Origin of the sequence: Paraburkholderia tagetis (assembly GCF_022213065.1) — a bacterium.
In the GTDB taxonomy this organism is placed as follows: domain Bacteria; phylum Pseudomonadota; class Gammaproteobacteria; order Burkholderiales; family Burkholderiaceae; genus Paraburkholderia; species Paraburkholderia tagetis.
On record NZ_JAKLJA010000041.1, the window covers coordinates 42941 to 59326 of the forward strand.

General features: G+C 66.4%; 13 protein-coding genes. 7 read left to right on the top strand and 6 right to left on the bottom strand.

Annotation, left to right across the window (positions count from 1 at the left end; translation table 11 throughout):
- Positions 1-198 precede the first annotated feature (198 nt).
- Positions 199-771, top strand: coding sequence for a putative pterin-binding protein (locus L5014_RS31205; RefSeq protein ID WP_238467658.1), 573 nt, complete (start codon positions 199-201; stop codon positions 769-771).
- 7 nt (positions 772-778) lie between these two features.
- Positions 779-2683: an ATP-binding response regulator gene (locus L5014_RS31210; RefSeq protein WP_238467659.1), complete on the top strand. Its 1905-nt coding sequence runs from the start codon at positions 779-781 to the stop codon at positions 2681-2683.
- Positions 2684-2742: 59 nt separating this feature from the next.
- Here L5014_RS31210 and L5014_RS31215 read toward each other — a convergent pair whose 3' ends face one another.
- The gene (locus L5014_RS31215) at positions 2743-3597 is read right to left on the bottom strand and encodes a helix-turn-helix domain-containing protein (RefSeq protein WP_238467669.1); all 855 of its coding nucleotides are present in this window, start codon (positions 3595-3597) and stop codon (positions 2743-2745) included.
- A gap of 320 nt (positions 3598-3917) precedes the next feature.
- Between L5014_RS31215 and L5014_RS31220 the strand changes: the two genes are divergently transcribed.
- Positions 3918-4553 carry a C39 family peptidase gene (locus L5014_RS31220; protein ID WP_238467660.1) on the top strand — a complete coding sequence of 212 codons (636 nt, stop codon included), beginning with the start codon at positions 3918-3920 and terminating at the stop codon, positions 4551-4553.
- A 94-nt stretch (positions 4554-4647) separates the two neighbouring features.
- Here the strand turns inward: L5014_RS31220 and L5014_RS31225 are convergent, their stop codons facing one another.
- On the bottom strand, positions 4648-5604 hold the full coding sequence (locus tag L5014_RS31225) for a LysR family transcriptional regulator (protein WP_238467661.1): 957 nt from the start codon (positions 5602-5604) through the stop codon (positions 4648-4650).
- Between the two features lie 236 nt (positions 5605-5840).
- Positions 5841-6893 carry an NAD(P)-dependent alcohol dehydrogenase gene (locus L5014_RS31230; protein ID WP_238467662.1) on the bottom strand — a complete coding sequence of 351 codons (1053 nt, stop codon included), beginning with the start codon at positions 6891-6893 and terminating at the stop codon, positions 5841-5843.
- A 285-nt stretch (positions 6894-7178) separates the two neighbouring features.
- Between L5014_RS31230 and L5014_RS31235 the strand changes: the two genes are divergently transcribed.
- Both L5014_RS31235 and L5014_RS31240 read left to right on the top strand, forming a co-directional pair.
- Positions 7179-8135, top strand: coding sequence for an AraC family transcriptional regulator (locus L5014_RS31235; RefSeq protein WP_238467663.1), 957 nt, complete (start codon positions 7179-7181; stop codon positions 8133-8135).
- A gap of 259 nt (positions 8136-8394) precedes the next feature.
- Entirely contained in the window at positions 8395-10479 is a 2085-nt protein-coding gene (locus tag L5014_RS31240) for an EAL domain-containing protein (RefSeq protein ID WP_238467664.1), read from the top strand.
- Between the two features lie 85 nt (positions 10480-10564).
- Here L5014_RS31240 and L5014_RS31245 read toward each other — a convergent pair whose 3' ends face one another.
- The 3 genes from L5014_RS31245 to L5014_RS31255 are packed head-to-tail and all read right to left on the bottom strand — an operon-like array spanning position 10565 to position 14904.
- Positions 10565-11869 (bottom strand): MFS transporter, encoded by a 1305-nt coding sequence (locus L5014_RS31245; RefSeq protein WP_238467665.1) that lies wholly within the window; start codon positions 11867-11869, stop codon positions 10565-10567.
- Between the two features lie 43 nt (positions 11870-11912).
- Positions 11913-13133, bottom strand: coding sequence for a CaiB/BaiF CoA transferase family protein (locus tag L5014_RS31250; protein ID WP_238467666.1), 1221 nt, complete (start codon positions 13131-13133; stop codon positions 11913-11915).
- Between the two features lie 10 nt (positions 13134-13143).
- Positions 13144-14904 carry an acyl-CoA dehydrogenase family protein gene (locus L5014_RS31255; protein ID WP_238467667.1) on the bottom strand — a complete coding sequence of 587 codons (1761 nt, stop codon included), beginning with the start codon at positions 14902-14904 and terminating at the stop codon, positions 13144-13146.
- 179 nt (positions 14905-15083) lie between these two features.
- On the opposite strand from L5014_RS31255, the gene L5014_RS31260 reads away from it, so the two are divergent.
- Together L5014_RS31260 and L5014_RS31265 are read left to right on the top strand one after the other, a co-directional pair.
- Positions 15084-15968: a LysR family transcriptional regulator gene (locus L5014_RS31260; protein WP_274389584.1), complete on the top strand. Its 885-nt coding sequence runs from the start codon at positions 15084-15086 to the stop codon at positions 15966-15968.
- A gap of 176 nt (positions 15969-16144) precedes the next feature.
- The coding region (locus tag L5014_RS31265; RefSeq protein ID WP_274389399.1) for a helix-turn-helix domain-containing protein at positions 16145-16386 on the top strand (242 nt) is incomplete at its 3' end.

The window sequence follows — 16386 nt, forward strand, 5'->3', positions numbered from 1 at the left end:
TGGATCAATGTTTGACGATATTATGCCTATGCTTGCCGGCCCATGCAGGCCGGCACGGTGCGTGCCGCGTAATGGACGTAGGGACGTAGACGGCGGGACGTAAACAACGCAACGCGCGTAGAAAAACACAGACAGCGCAAAGGGCCGGATCATACGGCCTGACCACACAATGAATTTTGCGCCAGGGGAGCGAGAGCAATGCAGGATCCAGTTGTCCGGCAAGATGGCCGGCAGAAAGACCGGCCCGTATATCGCGAGCGCCGGCGCTTCATGGCTGCGCTCGCGGGATGGCTGGCGGTGGCTGCCGCCCCGGTTCCCGAGACTGCACTGGCGGATTCGGACGGCGCGCTCCAGCTCGACGTGAACGGCGAAGTGCGCGTGACCAACAACGCCGCGCACACCGCCTATCACTTCAGCCCGCAGGCGCTGCTCAAGCTGCCGGCGCATTCGATCGTGACGTCCACCAACTGGACGCCGCGTTCCACCTTCACGGGCGTGCTGCTTTCGGACGTGCTCAGTACCGTGGGCGCGTATGGCACCCAGATCGAGATTCACACCATCGACGACTACACCTGCGTCGTGCCCGTGGCCGACGCCGCGCGCTATGGCGCGGTGCTGGCCTACGAGATGAACGGCAAGCGCCTGAAGGTGAGCAATTTCGGCCCGCTGTTCCTGATCTATCCGCGCGACCAGTTCCCGATGGAGCTCGACGGCGCGGAGGGCGACGCCAAGTTCGCCTGGCAGATCGTTTCGATGACCATCAAGCCGTGAGAAGGTGATGCGACGTCCGCTGCGGCGCCTGCTGCATGTGTTGATCTGGGTTGCCGCGCTGGCGCCGGCGGTAGTGGCCGTGGGCTACCTGCTCTACGCGAACCTGCTCAATCCCAACGTGGTGCAGCGCCTGACCGGCAACTACGACGGTCTCTACTGGGACGCCGCGCAGATGCAGATCGCCTACGCGCGCTTCGAAAGCCAGTTGCTGATTTATGCCGATGGCCTCGACCGCGACCTCGACAAGGTACGGCTGCGCTACGAAGTCCTGCAATCCAAGCTCAACGTGATGAAGGGCTCGACGCGCGAGCTCGCGGGCAAGACCGATCTTCTGAAGCGCCAGCACACCGATCTTGCTGCGATCGATATCGCCATTGCGCCATTCGACGCCGAGATCGAGACGCTCGCCGATAATCCCGAGCGCGCCGTGCCCATGCTGATGGCGCTCGACACGCATTGGACCCAGGTGACCGATCTCGCGCTGAGCCGGCGCTTTGCCGACGTGACCGAGCGCGAAGGCATCCGGCGCGAGTTCATCGCGAAGCGCCGCGAGCTGTTCGCAGCGGGACTCGTGCTGCTGATGCTTTCGTCCGCCGCGGCGGTGCTGCTCGTGATGAACGGCTACCGGCGCACGCGCCTGATCCGGCAGCAGCACGCGGCGCTCGAGGCCGAGGCTCAGGCGAGCCGCGCTGCGCGCGATGCGAGCATGGCCAAGGACGCGTTCCTCGGCATGATCAGCCACGAACTGCGCACGCCGCTGCATGCCATCGTGTCGTCGATCGAATTGCTCGGCTTCAACTCGCATTCGGAGGCGGACAGCAAGGTGATTCAGCGGCTCGAAACCGCCGCGCGCCAGCTCGAGGCGCAGATGAAGGACCTCACCGATTACGCGCGCCTTGGCGCGGGCAAGCTCGAGTTGCGTCAGGAAGTGTTCGATGCGCGCGAGCTTCTGCAGTCGATCGTCGACGAAAACGAGCAGGCCGCGCGCGCACGCGGACTGACGTTCGAGCATGCGAGCCACGGCGTGGAACAGGCGCTCGTGGCCGATCCGCACCGCATCCGCCAGATCGCCAACAATCTCGTGACCAACGCGATTCGCTACACCGAGCAAGGCTCGGTGTGCATCGAGTTCGCGTGGGGCGCCACGACGCCGACGACGCAGGGCGGCACGACGCCCGCGCAAACGTTGGCGATCATCGTGAGCGATACCGGGCCGGGCGTGTCGGCCGCGCAGATCCCGCTCATCTTCAAGGAGTTCACGCAACTCGACACCTCGCGCTCGCGCCGCTACGAAGGCGCGGGCATGGGGCTCGCGATCGTGCGCGGGCTCGTCGATCTGTTCGGCGGCACGATCGAAACCGATAGCCGCGTGGGCCGCGGCACGACCTTCACGGTGACGATTCCCGTCATGGCGGTCGTGGCGCCGGTGGCCGACGTGGTCGCGCCGCATCCCCATGACGAGGCGCGGCAGCCGCAAGTGCTGGTGGTGGACGACAATCCGCTCGTGCGCGAGTCGCTCTGCGAGATGGTCGCGCACATGGGCTACGCGGCGCTCGCCGCCAGCGACGCGGACAGCGCGCTAGCCCGCCTCGACGAGACGCGCTGCGACGTCGTGCTGCTCGATCTGCACATGCCGGGGCGCGACGGCTATGCGTTCGTGGCGGGGCTGAAGGCGCGCGAGGGCGCGGACAAGGAAGGGATTGGCGAGCGTCCGCGCGTGATCGCCGTGAGCGCCGACGTGGCCGCGCTCGCGGCCACTGCCGCCGATAGCGCGAATCCGTTCTTCGACTTGCTGCCCAAGCCGGTGCACTACGAGGTGCTGCGCCGGGCGCTGCTGCGCGCACTCGATGCGCCGCTTTCATTCGATGTGCTGCGTGCGGCCAGTGACACGCGCGAGAAGCTGGGGACCTGAGCGGCCGGTGTCAGCTACGTATTTCAGCCGCGTATTTCGGCTACATATTTCAGCCTGTATCAGCCGCGATTGAGCCGCTTGGAGAGATCGGCGACGAGAATCGCCATGCGCGCCGGTTTTTCGTAGCACGCCACGTTGTAGTGGCGCACCACCTGGCTGATCTCCGATTCGCTCGCCTTGCCCGTCAGCAGTTCGCCCGTGAGCACGAAGATGGGCGCGTCGGGGTTCTCGGAGGCGCGCACCTGGCGGATGGCATCGGCGGAAGTCTGGCTGCCGAACAGCCAGTCGATCACCACGCCGTCGAACACGTTCTGCTCCAGCGCCTGCTCGAACGCGGCGAGGCCGTAGAGCGCCTGCGCCGCGTAGCCGCTGTGCTCGAGGTAGTCGCGCAGGTTGTCGGCGGAGGCCTGGTCGTCGTCGACCACGGCGATGAGCGGCTTGTCGGACTCGGCGCGGCGCGGGTAGATCTCGATCTTGTGCACTTCGCGCGCGTTCTGGTAGAGCCCGCCGTCGGGGCGCACCACGCGCCATTGGCCCTGCTTCTCGTAGGCGACGAAGTCCGGGCGGCTGCCCGGCTCCACGGGCGCGCCAATCCAGGCGGTGCAGGCGAGTTCCGCGGCGCTCACGCACAAGAGCGCTTCCTGCGCGGTCGCGCCCACCATGCCGGGGTCGAGCAACTGCGCGCCGAATAGCTGCCCGGCGGGCTCGCCGAACGCTTCGGCTACTTTCTTGATTTGCGCGAGCGTCCACGGGCTGTTGCCGCGCAATTTGCGGTGCCCCTGCGAAAAGCTCAGGTCGAGGATCCGGCATAGCTCCGTCGTTTGCTGACGTTTGCCGATGCCATGACGGCTCATCAGCTCGCGTACGCGTTCTGCGACCGCGGCCGAGTCGGTTGCGTGTTCAACGTTCGGCATGCTGCAAATGGGGGGGATCGAGAGTCGGGTTGGGCTCATTATCTCGTGCCGTGGCACTGCCTCAGGAACAAATAATTCTGATAGAGCGCGGACGCGAAATATTCTAAACGCATAACTTTACAGTTATGCAAGCTTTTGGTCGACAACGTTCGATGACGACTCGATATGTGAGCGCAACGACCGTTCCTGGCCTTGCTTTCGCGTCCCGAAGCTTGCGCGAGCGCTCGCTTTTATTTGCGACAATATCGGTTTTACGCGAATTTCCCGGTGCGGGCCGTGGGTCTGTGCATCTTCCGATATCGCGAGGAACGATAGATCGAATGAACGAGTTCACGCGCGGCATCCGCCATCGTGGCGTGCCGTACTACAGCCAATGGGGGAGCCCGGACTGGGTGGCGCGCATCGTCGAAGAGGGCGCGGACCCGTGCGACGATCCGGGCTGGCGTGCGAGCGGCTTCGCGCTGCCCGGCGACTACCGCTTCTGGGCGAAGCGGCTGTGCGGGCTGACCTGCTTCGAATCGGCGCTCGACTACTGGGGCATCGCTCACGCGCCGCGTGCCGGGCTGCTCGACGATGCGTTGCGCCACGGCGTCTACCGCATGCGCGAGGACGGCGGCGTGGACGGGCTGATCTACCGGCCGTTCGCCGCGTGGGCCGAGGCGGCGTTCGGCGTGCGCGTGGAAGTGCTGACCGACGAGGACATCGAGACCAGCGCCGCGCGCCTGAATGCCGGCACGCTCGCGATCGTTTCGGTGAGCCCCGAGATCCGCTACCCCGAGCGGGCGAACGCGCATCAGGGCGGCCACCTGATCCTGCTGCACGGGCGCAGCGACGGCGGCGTGTGGTTCCACAATCCTTCGGGTGTCGCGCCGTATCAGGCCGATGCCTGGCTGCCTTACGCAACCGTCGCGCGCTTTCATGCGCGACGTGGCATGGCGCTCACGCGCGTGGCGTGAGGCCGCGCTCGCGGCTGGGGGCATGCTGCGTGCAGCAGCGCTTTGCGCTTTGTTCCGCCCTGTTCCGCCATCTCCAGTCATGGCCCCGTGCGCATCAAGCCGGCTGCAACCCGCCGAGCAACTGCCGCACGCGAGACAGATCGCGATTGATCGCGCCCGCGCCCTCGAACAGCGCGGCGAGCCAGTCGACGAATACGCGCACACGCGGCGAGACCTGACGCGATTTCACGAACGCGACCGAGACCGGCGTGGGCAGCGGCTTCCACTGCGGCAGCACCTCGACGAGCGCGCCGCTGTCGAGATAAGGCTGCGCCGCGAGCAGCGGCGGCTGGATCAGCCCATAGCCTTGCAGGCCGCAGGTGAGGTAGGCGAATTCGTCGGAGACGTGCACGAAGCCGTCCACCTTCACCTTGGTCGCGCTGCCGTCCACTTCGAAATCGAATTCGAACGGACGGCCCGTGAGCGGCGAAAGAAAATTCACCACGGGATGCCGCGCGAGATCGTCGAGCGATTGCGGCGCGCCATGGCGTGCGAGATACGCGGGGCTCGCGCAGGTCACATGCTCGAGCACGCCGAGGCGCCGCGCGGCGAGCCCTGAGTCGGGCAATTCGCCGAGCTGGATGCTGCAATCCACGCCTTCGCCAACGAGGTCGACGTTGCGCAGGCTCACGCCGATCACGAGATCGATCTGCGGATGGCGCGCGTGGAAATCGTCGAGCGCGGGCAGCACGATCGCGTTGGCGATCAACCCCGGCATCTCCACGCGCAGGCGCCCGCCGATCGCGCCGGGCGACTGGCGCACGCTCGCTTCGGCATCGTCGATGTCGGCGAGGATCTGCGCGGCGCGCTCGTAGTACGCGGCGCCTTCGGGGGTGAGCGAAAGACGGCGCGTCGTGCGCACGAGCAATTGCGTGCCGAGCAGTGCTTCGAGGCTCTGCATCAAGGTGGTCGCGCTGGCGCGCGGCATGTCGAGCGAGTGCGCGGCTTTGGTGAAGCTGTTGGTATCGACGATGCGAATGAAGGTACGCATCGCCTGAATGCGGTCGATCACGGGCGAGCTCCTGATTCAATCTGGTTAGAACGGCTTGAACGAATTCCGCGCTACGGCAGAAGCGGACAAAAACGCCAATAGCGGTTTGGAGCGCGGCGCGCGCGCCTCGCGTGAGGCGGCGCCGCTCGACTACGTGAGGCCGGGAACAGCAGGCCTCGGCACGACGGGGCTGGGTGGGCCGTCAGGAAAGGACGGCCCGGCGGGGAGCAGGGGTTACGTCAGGCGCCAGCGTTCGCTTATTGGCGCAGCGAATCGATGTCGATCACGAAGCGGTATTTCACATCGCTCTTGAGCATGCGCTCGAAGGCGTTGTTGATGTCCTGCATCTTGATCATTTCGATATCGGACGTGATGCCATGCTGCCCGCAGAAGTCCAGCATTTCCTGCGTTTCTGCAATGCCGCCGATCAGCGAGCCCGCGAGACGGCGGCGCTTGAAGATCAGGTTGAACACTTGCGGCGACGGGTGATCGTGCTCGGGCGCGCCCACCAGCGTCATCGTGCCGTCGCGCTTGAGCAGTTCGATGAACGGGTTCAGGTCGTGCTGCGCGGCCACCGTGTTGACGATCAGATCGAAGCTGTTGGCATGCGCCTTCATCTGCTCGGGGTCCTTCGAGATCACGACTTCGTCGGCGCCGAGACGCTTGCCGTCTTCGATCTTCGAGGGCGAGGTGGTGAACAGCACCACATGCGCGCCCATCGCGTGCGCGAGCTTCACACCCATGTGGCCGAGGCCGCCGAGTCCCACGATGCCGACTTTCTTGCCGGGGCCCGCGCCCCAGGTGCGCAGCGGCGAATAGGTGGTGATGCCCGCGCACAGCAGCGGCGCGGCACCCGCGGGGTCGAGGTTCTCGGGCACGCGCAGCACGAAGGCTTCGTCGACGACGAGTTGCGTGGAATAGCCGCCGTAGGTGAGATCGCCGCTCACGCGGTCGATGCCGTTATAGGTGCCCACGAAGCCGTTCTCGCAATACTGCTCGAGGCCTTCCGCGCAGCTCGCGCAGGTGCGGCACGAGTCGACGAGACAGCCGACGCCCACGAGCTCGCCCACTTTGAAGCGCGTGACGCCCTTGCCGACTTCCGTCACGCGGCCGACGATCTCGTGGCCCGGCACGACCGGAAAGAGCGTGTTGCGCCATTCGTTGCGGGCCTGATGCAGGTCGGAGTGGCACACGCCGCAGAACTGCACGTCGATGCGCACGTCGAGTTCGCGCAAATCGCGGCGCTGGAATTCGAATGGGGCGAGCGGCGAGGCGGCGTCGCGGGCGGCATATCCGTAAGTGGGGTACATGGGCGATGACTCCTGAAGCTAAAGGGGCGTGCTGAATGTGCAAAACGTGCGCGCAAACGCCCGCGCAAACGCCCGCATGCAGCGCATGAAGAAACGCTGGGTCGATGGGAGTTGCGGGTGTTGCGGCAGGGTTCCCATGCTAAGGATCGCGCTCCACCCAGGGAATACCTGAATCTATCGAAGACTTGCCTGATTCTCCTGGCGGCCAGCAAACGCGAGCGTTCGGTGATAGATTGGCAAGCCTGTTTCTCCGCTTCTATCGATGAATTCAGGAGCGCTACTGTCATGAAAAGTGCACAAACCGACGACGCCACGCAGCGCCGCATCGTCGAGCTGCTCACGCAGCTCACGCAGCGCGACGGCGTGCATCCCACCTCGATCGACTGCGTGCGCCTGCTGCGCGGCAGCGAGAGCCATCCGCGCAGGCCGGTGATGTACGAGCCGAGCATCGTGATCGTTTGCCAGGGCCGCAAGCGCGGCTTTCTCGGCGACCAGGTGTTCATCTACGACGCGCAGCAATATCTCGTGCTCTCCGTGCCGCTGCCGTTCGAGTGCGAGACCGAGGCCACGCCCGACAAGCCGATCCTCGCGATTTCGATTCGCGTCGATCTGACCATGGTCGCCGAGCTGCTGATGGCGCTCAACGACACGCGCGGCAACGCCGTGGCCGAGCCGGTGGGCATCTACGCGACGCCGCTCGACGCATTGCTCTCGAATGCCGTGCTGCGCCTCGTCGAAGCGCTCGCGCAGCCGAGCGACGCGCGCATTCTCGGCCCGTCGATCGTGCGCGAGATCTGCTATCGCGTGCTGAGCGGCGAGCAAGGCGACGCGATTCGCGCGGCGCTCACGCATCAGCATCATTTCGGCCGCATCGCGAAGGCGCTGCGCCGCATTCATGCCGACTATCGCGGCGACCTCGACGTGGAGACGCTGGCCGCCGAGGCGGGCATGAGCCTCGCGGTCTTTCACGCGCACTTCAAGGCCGTCACCTCGACCTCGCCGATGCAGTACGTAAAGACCACGCGCCTGCATCAAGCACGGCTGTTGATCACGCACGACGGCATGAACGTGAGCGCGGCGGCCACACGCGTAGGCTACGAGAGCGCTTCGCAGTTCAGCCGCGAATTCAAGCGCCTGTTCGGCTGCAGCCCCGCCGACGACATGCGCCGCGCGCGCAGCGCCGCCGAGGCCGCCGCGCCGCGCGTGGAAGCGGCGGCACGTTACGCGGGCGCTACCGTGTGAGCATCCACTTAAGTGCGTCTTAAGGCACGCCAGGCTACCTTGGCCGCGCTGATTCCAGAATCACCATTCGTGCGCCCCGTGTCACCTTGTTGACTGCCTGGTTATGTACGCTGGGCCACGTCCCGAAGAAAGTCTCCGCAGTGACGGCCCTCCACGCGTTCATGCATGCCGTATCATTTCTCGTTGAGCGACCAGGCCTCGCTCGCCGCCTTGCGCGCCGCGCTCGGATGGCCGACTTCCCCACGCCCGGGCGCTACGCATGCAAACATTGATCGAGGCATTGCAACGAACCGCCGACCTCGTGGTGAATCAGTTCTATGAGGAACTGGCGCGCTTGCCCAAGTCCCGGCGCATCCTCGAAATGCTGTCGGAGCAGGAACTCGCGCATCTCAAAGGGCGGCAGGTGCAGAACCTCCTCGCGCTCGCGCAGCCGGCCCTGAACTCGCAGGAGCATGCCGCGATGGCGATGCGCATCGGGCGCATCCATGCCATCGTCGGACTCGACAAGGAAGAGCTCGTGCGCAGCCGCGGCATTCTTCAGGAACTCGTCTACAAGCAGATCGGGCACCGCGTGAGCGGCCAGGCGCTGTCGCTCTATGCGCGACGCCTTACCTCGGACACCGCCTGGCAGCTCAAGGCGTATCAGGCGGTGGAGGATTCGCAGCAGGAAGTGCTTCAGCGCATCACGCGCATCGTCTGGGTGGCGGGCAGCTACACCCATTTCATCGACCAGGTGATCGGCGCGCTCTCGACTCACGACGAGTTGGTCGCGTGCGCGATCGGCCGCCCCGATGCAGCCGGCATCTTCCACTTCGAGGCGGGCGCGGGTGGCAGCGCTCAGGACGGCAACGTGCTGCTCGCCGCGCTGGGCGGGCAGGGACACGACATCAGCGTGCGCGCCGACCACCCATGCGGGCAGGGCGCCGTGGGGCGTGCCTGGCGCAGCGGCAAGGCCGAGCGCGTGGTGAACTATCAGACCGACCCGCTCGTCGCGCGCTGGCGCGAGATGGCCGAGCGCGAGGGCTTGCGCTCCGCCGTCGCGCTGCCGCTCGCCGCGCCCGGGCAGCCGCCGATCGCGGTGCTGATGCTCTATAGCGCCTGGCCGGGCGGCTTCGTCGGACCGGACCAGGTGGCGTTTGTCGAGCTATTGCAGACATTGCTCGGCTGCGCAGTCACGCGCCTGCAGATCCAGGAGGGCATGCACGGCGCCGCCGTGCCGGTGAGCGTGCGTCAGCATCGGGCCGCGCTCGTGCGCACGGGCGCATTGGAGATGCACTACCAGCCGCTGCTGAATCTGGCGACGGGCCGCTGCGGCAAGGTGGAGGCGCTGGCGCGTCTGCGCGACGGCGAACGGCTGCTCACGCCCGACGAATTCCTTTTCTCGCTGGCCTCCGACGATCTGCTCGAACTGTTCGCGCGCGGGCTGGATCAGGCGCTCGCCGACCGCCGCCAATGGCTCGCCGCGGGACACGATCTGGATATTTCGATCAACCTGCCGCCGGCCGCGCTCAACGACATCCGTTATTTCGAGGCGACCCGCGAGGCGCTTCAGACGCACGCGTGCCCGAGCGCGCGGCTCACGCTGGAAGTTCTGGAAACCGAAGCATTTTCGCTAATCGAAGGGCAGCGCGCGATACTCGCGAAGTTTCGCGCGCTGGGCGTGCTGCTCGCGCAGGACGATCTCGGCTCCGGGCATAGCGGGCTCGCGCGGCTGCGCGAGCTGCCGTTCGACTGGATCAAGATCGACCGCGAGATCGCCCAACTCGACGGCGACACGGCGCTCGACGCATTGCGCGTGGTGTATCAGGTCACGCGTCTCGGTCATTCGCTCGGCAAGCTCGTGCTCGCGGAGGGCGTCGATTCGGCGGATCTGCTGGCCGCGCTCGCGATCCTCGGCGTGGACGGCGTGCAGGGCTACGTGATCGCGCGGCCCATGCCGGCCGCGCAACTGCCGGGCTGGATTGCCGGCGCCGACGTGCACGATGCACACGATGCGTCCGGTGCGCAGGCGGGCGAGAGCGTGCTTGCGCGGCTCGCGCGCTTCGTGGTGTGGGAGGAGCGGGTGCAGTTGATCGCGGCGGCCCCCGGTGCGGCGCGCGATCTGCTGAAAGCCGCCGGGTTTGTCGCGCTCACGCCGCTAGCCGAGGCGCTCGTGGGTCTCGGCGACATGCTTCCGGCAGGCGCGGCGCGTGACGAGCTCCAGAGCGATCTCCTGCGTGCCTTGCTGGACGGCGGCCGCGAGAGCGATGCGTGGCGCGCCGCGCTCGATCGCCTCATGCGCGCGATCGTGGCGACGGCGCAAGCGACTCTGCCGCCCGCGCCGGTGCCGTCGCATACGCACTGAGCGGGCAGGGCGCGCGCACGGAGCGCGCGTCCTGTTCGCGGTTTCTCCGCGCTTTTCCCACGTTTTCTCCGCGCATTCTCACCGTTTACTCGGCCAACGCGATGGCGACGTCCGTGGTCGTCGCCGGCTGCCTGCGTTGCAGCACCGCGATGCACACGAGCGAGACGGCGGCGAGCGCGCTATAGAAGAGCGCCAGCGGCCACCATTGCCCGGGAAAGTCGTGCGCGAGCAGCGTGCCCACGAGCGGCGTGAGGCCACCCGCAAGCGCCGCGCAACATTGATAGGATATCGAAATAGCCGAATAGCGCACGCGCACCGGGAAGGCGTTCGTCATGAAGCCCGCCATCACCGCATACGAGCTCGACATGCACATCACCGCAATGGCGATGCCGATCACGATGGCGAGCGGCCTGCCCGTGGAAACCAGCACGAACATCGGATAGGGCGAGAGCATCGCGAGCGCGGCGGCGAGCGTGAGGAAGCGGCCCGCGCCCACGCGCTGCGCGAACCAGCCCGAGGCGAGCTGCGTGAGGAACTGGATGAACGCGACGACGAACAGGCAGTCGAGAATCAGCGCGCGGTCGAGGCCGAGGGTCTGCGTCGTGTAGTTGAGCATGAAGGTGTTGACGAACCACGCGCCCGCCACGCCGATCACATTGGCGCCCAGGCACAGCAGCACGACGCGCCAGCTATCGCGCAGCACGTCGACGACGGGCAGCGCGGCCGTGCGGCGCTGGGTCTTGAGCGCTTCGAACTCGGGTGATTCGCCCACGCCCGAGCGGATCAGCAGGCCCACCACGAGCAGCACGGCGCTCGCGATGAACGGCAGACGCCAGCCCCACGAGAAGAGCGCGGCGTGGTCCAGATGCGCGACGCTGCGGAACGCGAGCAACGCGAGGATCAAACCAGCCGGGCTGCCCAGTTGTGCGAACGAGGCGAGGAACGTGCGCCTTTCCTTGGGCGCATGCTCGCCCGCCATCAGCACCGCGCCGCCCCATTCGCCGCCGATGGCGATGCCTTGCGCGATACGCAGCGCAACCAGCAGGGCCGGCGCGAGTGCGCCCGCGCTGGCGTAGGTCGGCAGAAAGCCGATGCCCACGGTGCCGAGACCCATGATCGAAAGCGTGGCGACCAGCGCCTTCTTGCGGCCGATGCGATCGCCCAGATGCCCGAACACGAGACCGCCGAGCGGCCGCGCGAAAAAGCCCACGGCGAACGTGCCGAACGAAGCGAGCGTGCTGTAGAAGGGCTCGTTCGACGGGAAGAACAGCTTGCCGAAGATGAGCGCCGCAGCCGTGGCGTAGATGTAGAAGTCGTACCACTCGATCGTCGTGCCGACGAAGGCGGCCAGTGAAGCGCGCGCGGGTTGGCGCGAGGGAAGGCTCGTCATGTTTGTCTCCTGTGTCGGTTTCGTTCTGCTTGCTGCTGTTGCGCTATCCCTTCACCACCCCGGCATCGAAAAGCTTCTGCTGAGTGGCGGCGTCGATGCCGAGCGCGTCGAGTACCGCGCGTGTGTCGCCGCCGAGCGCGGGCGGCAGCGTGCGATAGGTGGCCGGCGTGCGCGAAAGCTTGACCGGCGCGCCCGTGCCGCGATAGCCGTCCATTTCGACCAGCATGCGGCGATGGCGCGTATGCGGATGTGCGGCCACCGCATCGACGGTCTGCACGGGGCCGCACGGCACGCCCGCGGCGATCAGATCGCGTGCGAGCGTCTCGCAGTCGTGCTGCGCGAGCCGTGCTTCGAGCGCCGCTTTCAATTCGGGCCGGTGCGCGCAGCGGCTGCGGTTGTCGGCGAAACGCGGGTCGTCGGCGAGATCGGGCATGCCCAGGTGCGAGCAGAGCTTTGCGAACTGGCGGTCGTTGCCCACGGCGAGAAAGATGGGCGCGGTGCCAGTCGCGTAGCTGTCGTAGGGCGCGATGTTCGGATGCGCGTTGCCGCTGCGCTGTGGCGTGCGGCCGTTGCCGAAGAAGTTCGGCAGATGCGGATGCAGCAGCGAGACGCCGCAATCGTAGAGCGCGATGTCGACCGACTGGCCCTGGCCGCTCTTTTCGCGCTCCGCGAGTGCGAGCAGGATGCCGGCGAGCGCGTTCAGGCCCGTCACCATGTCGACGATGGGCAGGCCGATGCGCAGCGCGGGGCCGTCGCTTTCGCCGTTCACGCTCATGAGGCCGGCCATCGCCTGGATCACGGCGTCGTAGCCGGGCAGGCCGCCGAGCGGGCCGTCCGGGCCGAAGCCCGAGATCGCGCAATGGATCAGGCGAGGAAAGCGCGGCTTGAGATCGCGCTCGTAATCCATGCCCCAGCGCGCGAGCGTGCCGGGCTTGAAATTCTCGACGAGGACGTCGGCGCCTTCGAGCAGTTGCCAGAGAATCGCGCGGCCTTCGTCGCGCGAAAGATCCACGGCAATGCCCTGCTTGTTGCGATTCACGCCCACGTAGTACCAGGCGGTCTCGCCGAGAAAGGGCGGGCCCCAGCCGCGCGTTTCGTCGCCGTCGGGCGGCTCGAGCTTGATGACCTCGGCGCCATGGTCGGCGAGCGCCTGGGTGCAGTACGGGCCGCCCAGCACGCGGCTCAGGTCGATCACGCGCAAACCGTGCAGCGCGCCATTGACCTCGTTCGAAGCCAATGCTTCGGATATCTGATGACTATTCATTGCGCGGGTCTCACTGTGCGGGCAAGAGTTGCATCGCGTCCGCGAGCGGCAGCGGTTGTTCGTCGACGAGTGCGCGCAGTTGGGCGGCGCTGGCGTCACGCTCATCGAGTGCGAGCGGATCGCGCGGCAGCAGCTTGTGACGCACGATCAGATGCGCGAGCGCGAGGCGCCGGTAATCGTGCGCGCCGCGCGAGACCTGCGCGGCCTCGCACGCCATGAAGGTGGCCGTGGTGGCGTGATAGAGCGCGCTCGCGGCCTGGCGCACCGATTCGTCGCGACCGCACTCGGCCACGCTTTCGAGCGCTGCGCTCGCGCGTTCGAAGGCGGCGCGCAAGAGCGCCGCGCTGGCTTCGGGCAGACCCGCTTCGGCGAGCTGTGCGCGCACATAGCGCGCGAGCGCATCGAGCGCGCCTTCGCGCTTGGCCGCGCGCGCGACGTCGAGCGCCACGATGTTGCTCGTGCCTTCCCAGATCGAGCCCAGATGTGCGTCGCGCACGAGGCGCGGGTCGCTCCATTCCTCGATATAGCCCACGCCGCCGCGCACTTCCATCGCATCGCCGGTTACGCGGCGCGCGTCGCGGCAGGCGCGGAACTTGACGAGCGGCGTGAGGATGCGCACACACTTCGCGGCAAGCTCGTCGCCACGATCGGCCCGCGCGAGCAGCGTGGCGATCTGCATGAACATCGAGCGCGCCTGCTCGGCGGGCAGCATCATCTTGATCAGTTGACGCTGCATCAGCGGCATCTCGATCAGCTTGCGGCCGAACGCTTCACGATGGCGCGCCACGTGCAGGGCCTCGGTGAGCGCGCGGCGCATGAGGCCCGCCGCACGCACACCGTTCGACAGACGCGACATGTTGATCATGTCCGCCATCTGATGAAAGCCGCGGCCCACTTCGCCAATCAAATACGCCTGCGCGCCCTCGAGCACGATCTCGCCGCTCGCCATCGAGCGGCTGCCGAGCTTGTCCTTGAGGCGCACGATGCGATAGCTGTTGCGCGTGCCATCGGGCAGCGTCTTCGGTAGCAGAAAGAGCGCGAGACCCTTGATGCCCGGAGGCGCGTCTTCGGCGCGCGCGAGCACCATCGCGAGATCCGCGTCGGCGTTCGAGCAGAACCACTTGTCGCCGTGCAGGCGCCAGACGTCCTCGCCATTCGCGCCGCGCGCCTTGACCGCGCGCGTGGCGATGCGCGCGACGTCCGAGCCCGCTGCCTGCTCGGTCATGAACATCGCGCCTTGATAGAGCGTGTCGAAGTCCTGCGAGGCGAGCATCGGCAGATAGCGCGCGATGAGCTCGGGCGAGCCGAAGCGGCGCAGCGTGCGCGTGAGCGAGTCGGTCATGCTCACGGGGCAGCACAGACCGAACTCGGCCTGCACGAACAGATAGGTGAGCGCGTATTTGACGAGCGGCGCGGGCGCGTTCTCGCAATGGCTCATCGCGGCGAGGCCAAGCTCAGCGTAAGCGACGCGTTCGAGCGCAACGTAGTCGGGGTGCTTTTCGATGCTCTGGATGGGCTCGCCGCGGCGTGTGCGCTGCTTCAGCGTGGGCGGATTATGGTCGGCGACCAGTGCTAGCGCGTCGAGTTCGTCGGAGGCGCGCTGGCCTAGCGCGACGAGCTGGGGCTCGATGGCGGCGTAGGCCGTATCGCCGAGATAGCTGCGCAGTAGCGGGGCCAGACCGGGGTCGCTCGTGAAGAAGTTGATGCCGCAGCTATCGGGAATGTTGGCCGAGCCTTCGGCCTGCGCGGCGACGGCGGGAAGATCGCTCATCGGGGTGTCTCCAGGGGGGCTTGTTTGGATCGGCGCGCATGGGCACCGTATTGGGAGCAAGCTTAGGCAGCGCAACGATAACGGTCCAATACAAACGATGTCCTGTACGATAAGCAGCCTCTATCGATAACGACACCAACCCGACCATGCAGCCGATCAGGTCGGACGGAGACAGTGGAATGGAACTCAAGCAATTGCGCTATTTCGTTGCCGTGGCCGAGGAGTTGCACTTCGGCCGCGCGGCGCGGCGGCTTTTCATCTCGCAGCCCGCGCTGAGCTTCGACATCCGCAAGTTCGAAGATCAACTGGGCGTGCAGTTGCTCGAACGCACCAACAAGGCCGTTGCGCTCACGAACGCGGGCTATGTGCTGCTCGAAGAGGCGCGGCGGCTACTGGAGCAGGCGGACGAAGTGCGGCGCATCGCGGCGCGCTCGGCGCATGGGCTTGCGGGGCGGTTGCGCATCGGCTTCGTGAACTCGATGCTTTATCGCGGGCTGCCCGAGGCGGTTCGGCGCTTCGAAGCCGATCATCCCGCCGTGGAGGTCGTGCTGCGAGAGATGAACACCATCGAGCAGGTGCAGGCGCTGCAGCGCTTGCAGATCGATCTGGGTTTCGCGCACTGGGGGCGGTTTCCGGCCGAGGTGCAGTCCGAGGCGCTTTTTTCTGAGCCATTTCTTTGTTGCTTGCCGGCGGGTCACCGTTTCGCGCGGCGCAGACGCATCGAGCTTGCCGCGCTCGCGCGCGAGCCGTTCATTCTGTTTCCGCGCTCGGTGTCGCCGCATTATCACGATCAGATCATTGCGACTTGCGTGGAGGCTGGCTTCAGCCCGCAGATCCGCCACGAGGCGCGGTTATGGCAGACCGTGGTGACGATGGTGGAATTCGGTATGGGGATCGCGCTGGTGCCCGCTGCTCTGGGTAATATGGCCGGCGAGCGCGCCGTGTTCAGGCAACTTGCAAGTAATCCTTATGAATCGCAGGTGCTCAAGCTCGTGCGAGCGGGCGAGACGAACGCTATCGTGCAAGGGTTTGTGGGGTATCTGGCGGTGCAGGGGCGGGGTTGAGTTGCACTTGGGGCGCTTTTTTTGCGGTTCCTGGGTTTTTCGCGTTTCCTTGTGTTCGCGGTGGTCTATTAGTGTTGCCCCTGTGCGGGGCGGCCCCTACTTTTCTTTGCAGCCGCAAAGAAAAGTAGGGGCGGTTTCAAGATGCAAGTGCAACAGCACCGTTTAAGATGCGTTGCATGGGACAGACATACGAACAATTGGGCGCCGAGGAGCGCGCCGTGATCTTCGCGATGAAGCTCGAGAACCGGAGCACACGTGAGATTGCACGAGCGCTGCGGCGCTCGCCGAGCACGATCAGCCGTGAACTCAGGCGCAATGGCTGGAAACCTGCTCACGAGCGAGGCGTGATGGGTAGGCCGGCGATTGCGGGCGGTTATGATGCGGTACGCGCGGGCAGGCGCGCAGGACGACTTCGACG

Excerpts from the sequence above, each read along its gene's own strand:
- L5014_RS31205 (WP_238467658.1), top strand. The coding sequence starts at position 199 with ATGCAGGATCCAGTTGTCCGGCAAGATGGCCGGCAGAAAGACCGGCCC.
- L5014_RS31210 (WP_238467659.1), top strand. The coding sequence starts at position 779 with ATGCGACGTCCGCTGCGGCGCCTGCTGCATGTGTTGATCTGGGTTGCC.
- L5014_RS31260 (WP_274389584.1), top strand. The coding sequence starts at position 15,084 with ATGGAACTCAAGCAATTGCGCTATTTCGTTGCCGTGGCCGAGGAGTTG.
- L5014_RS31215 (WP_238467669.1), bottom strand. The coding sequence starts at position 3,597 with ATGCCGAACGTTGAACACGCAACCGACTCGGCCGCGGTCGCAGAACGC.
- L5014_RS31255 (WP_238467667.1), bottom strand. The coding sequence starts at position 14,904 with ATGAGCGATCTTCCCGCCGTCGCCGCGCAGGCCGAAGGCTCGGCCAAC.
- L5014_RS31220 (WP_238467660.1), top strand. The coding sequence starts at position 3,918 with ATGAACGAGTTCACGCGCGGCATCCGCCATCGTGGCGTGCCGTACTAC.
- L5014_RS31235 (WP_238467663.1), top strand. The coding sequence starts at position 7,179 with ATGAAAAGTGCACAAACCGACGACGCCACGCAGCGCCGCATCGTCGAG.
- L5014_RS31240 (WP_238467664.1), top strand. The coding sequence starts at position 8,395 with ATGCAAACATTGATCGAGGCATTGCAACGAACCGCCGACCTCGTGGTG.
- L5014_RS31250 (WP_238467666.1), bottom strand. The coding sequence starts at position 13,133 with ATGAATAGTCATCAGATATCCGAAGCATTGGCTTCGAACGAGGTCAAT.
- L5014_RS31230 (WP_238467662.1), bottom strand. The coding sequence starts at position 6,893 with ATGTACCCCACTTACGGATATGCCGCCCGCGACGCCGCCTCGCCGCTC.
- L5014_RS31245 (WP_238467665.1), bottom strand. The coding sequence starts at position 11,869 with ATGACGAGCCTTCCCTCGCGCCAACCCGCGCGCGCTTCACTGGCCGCC.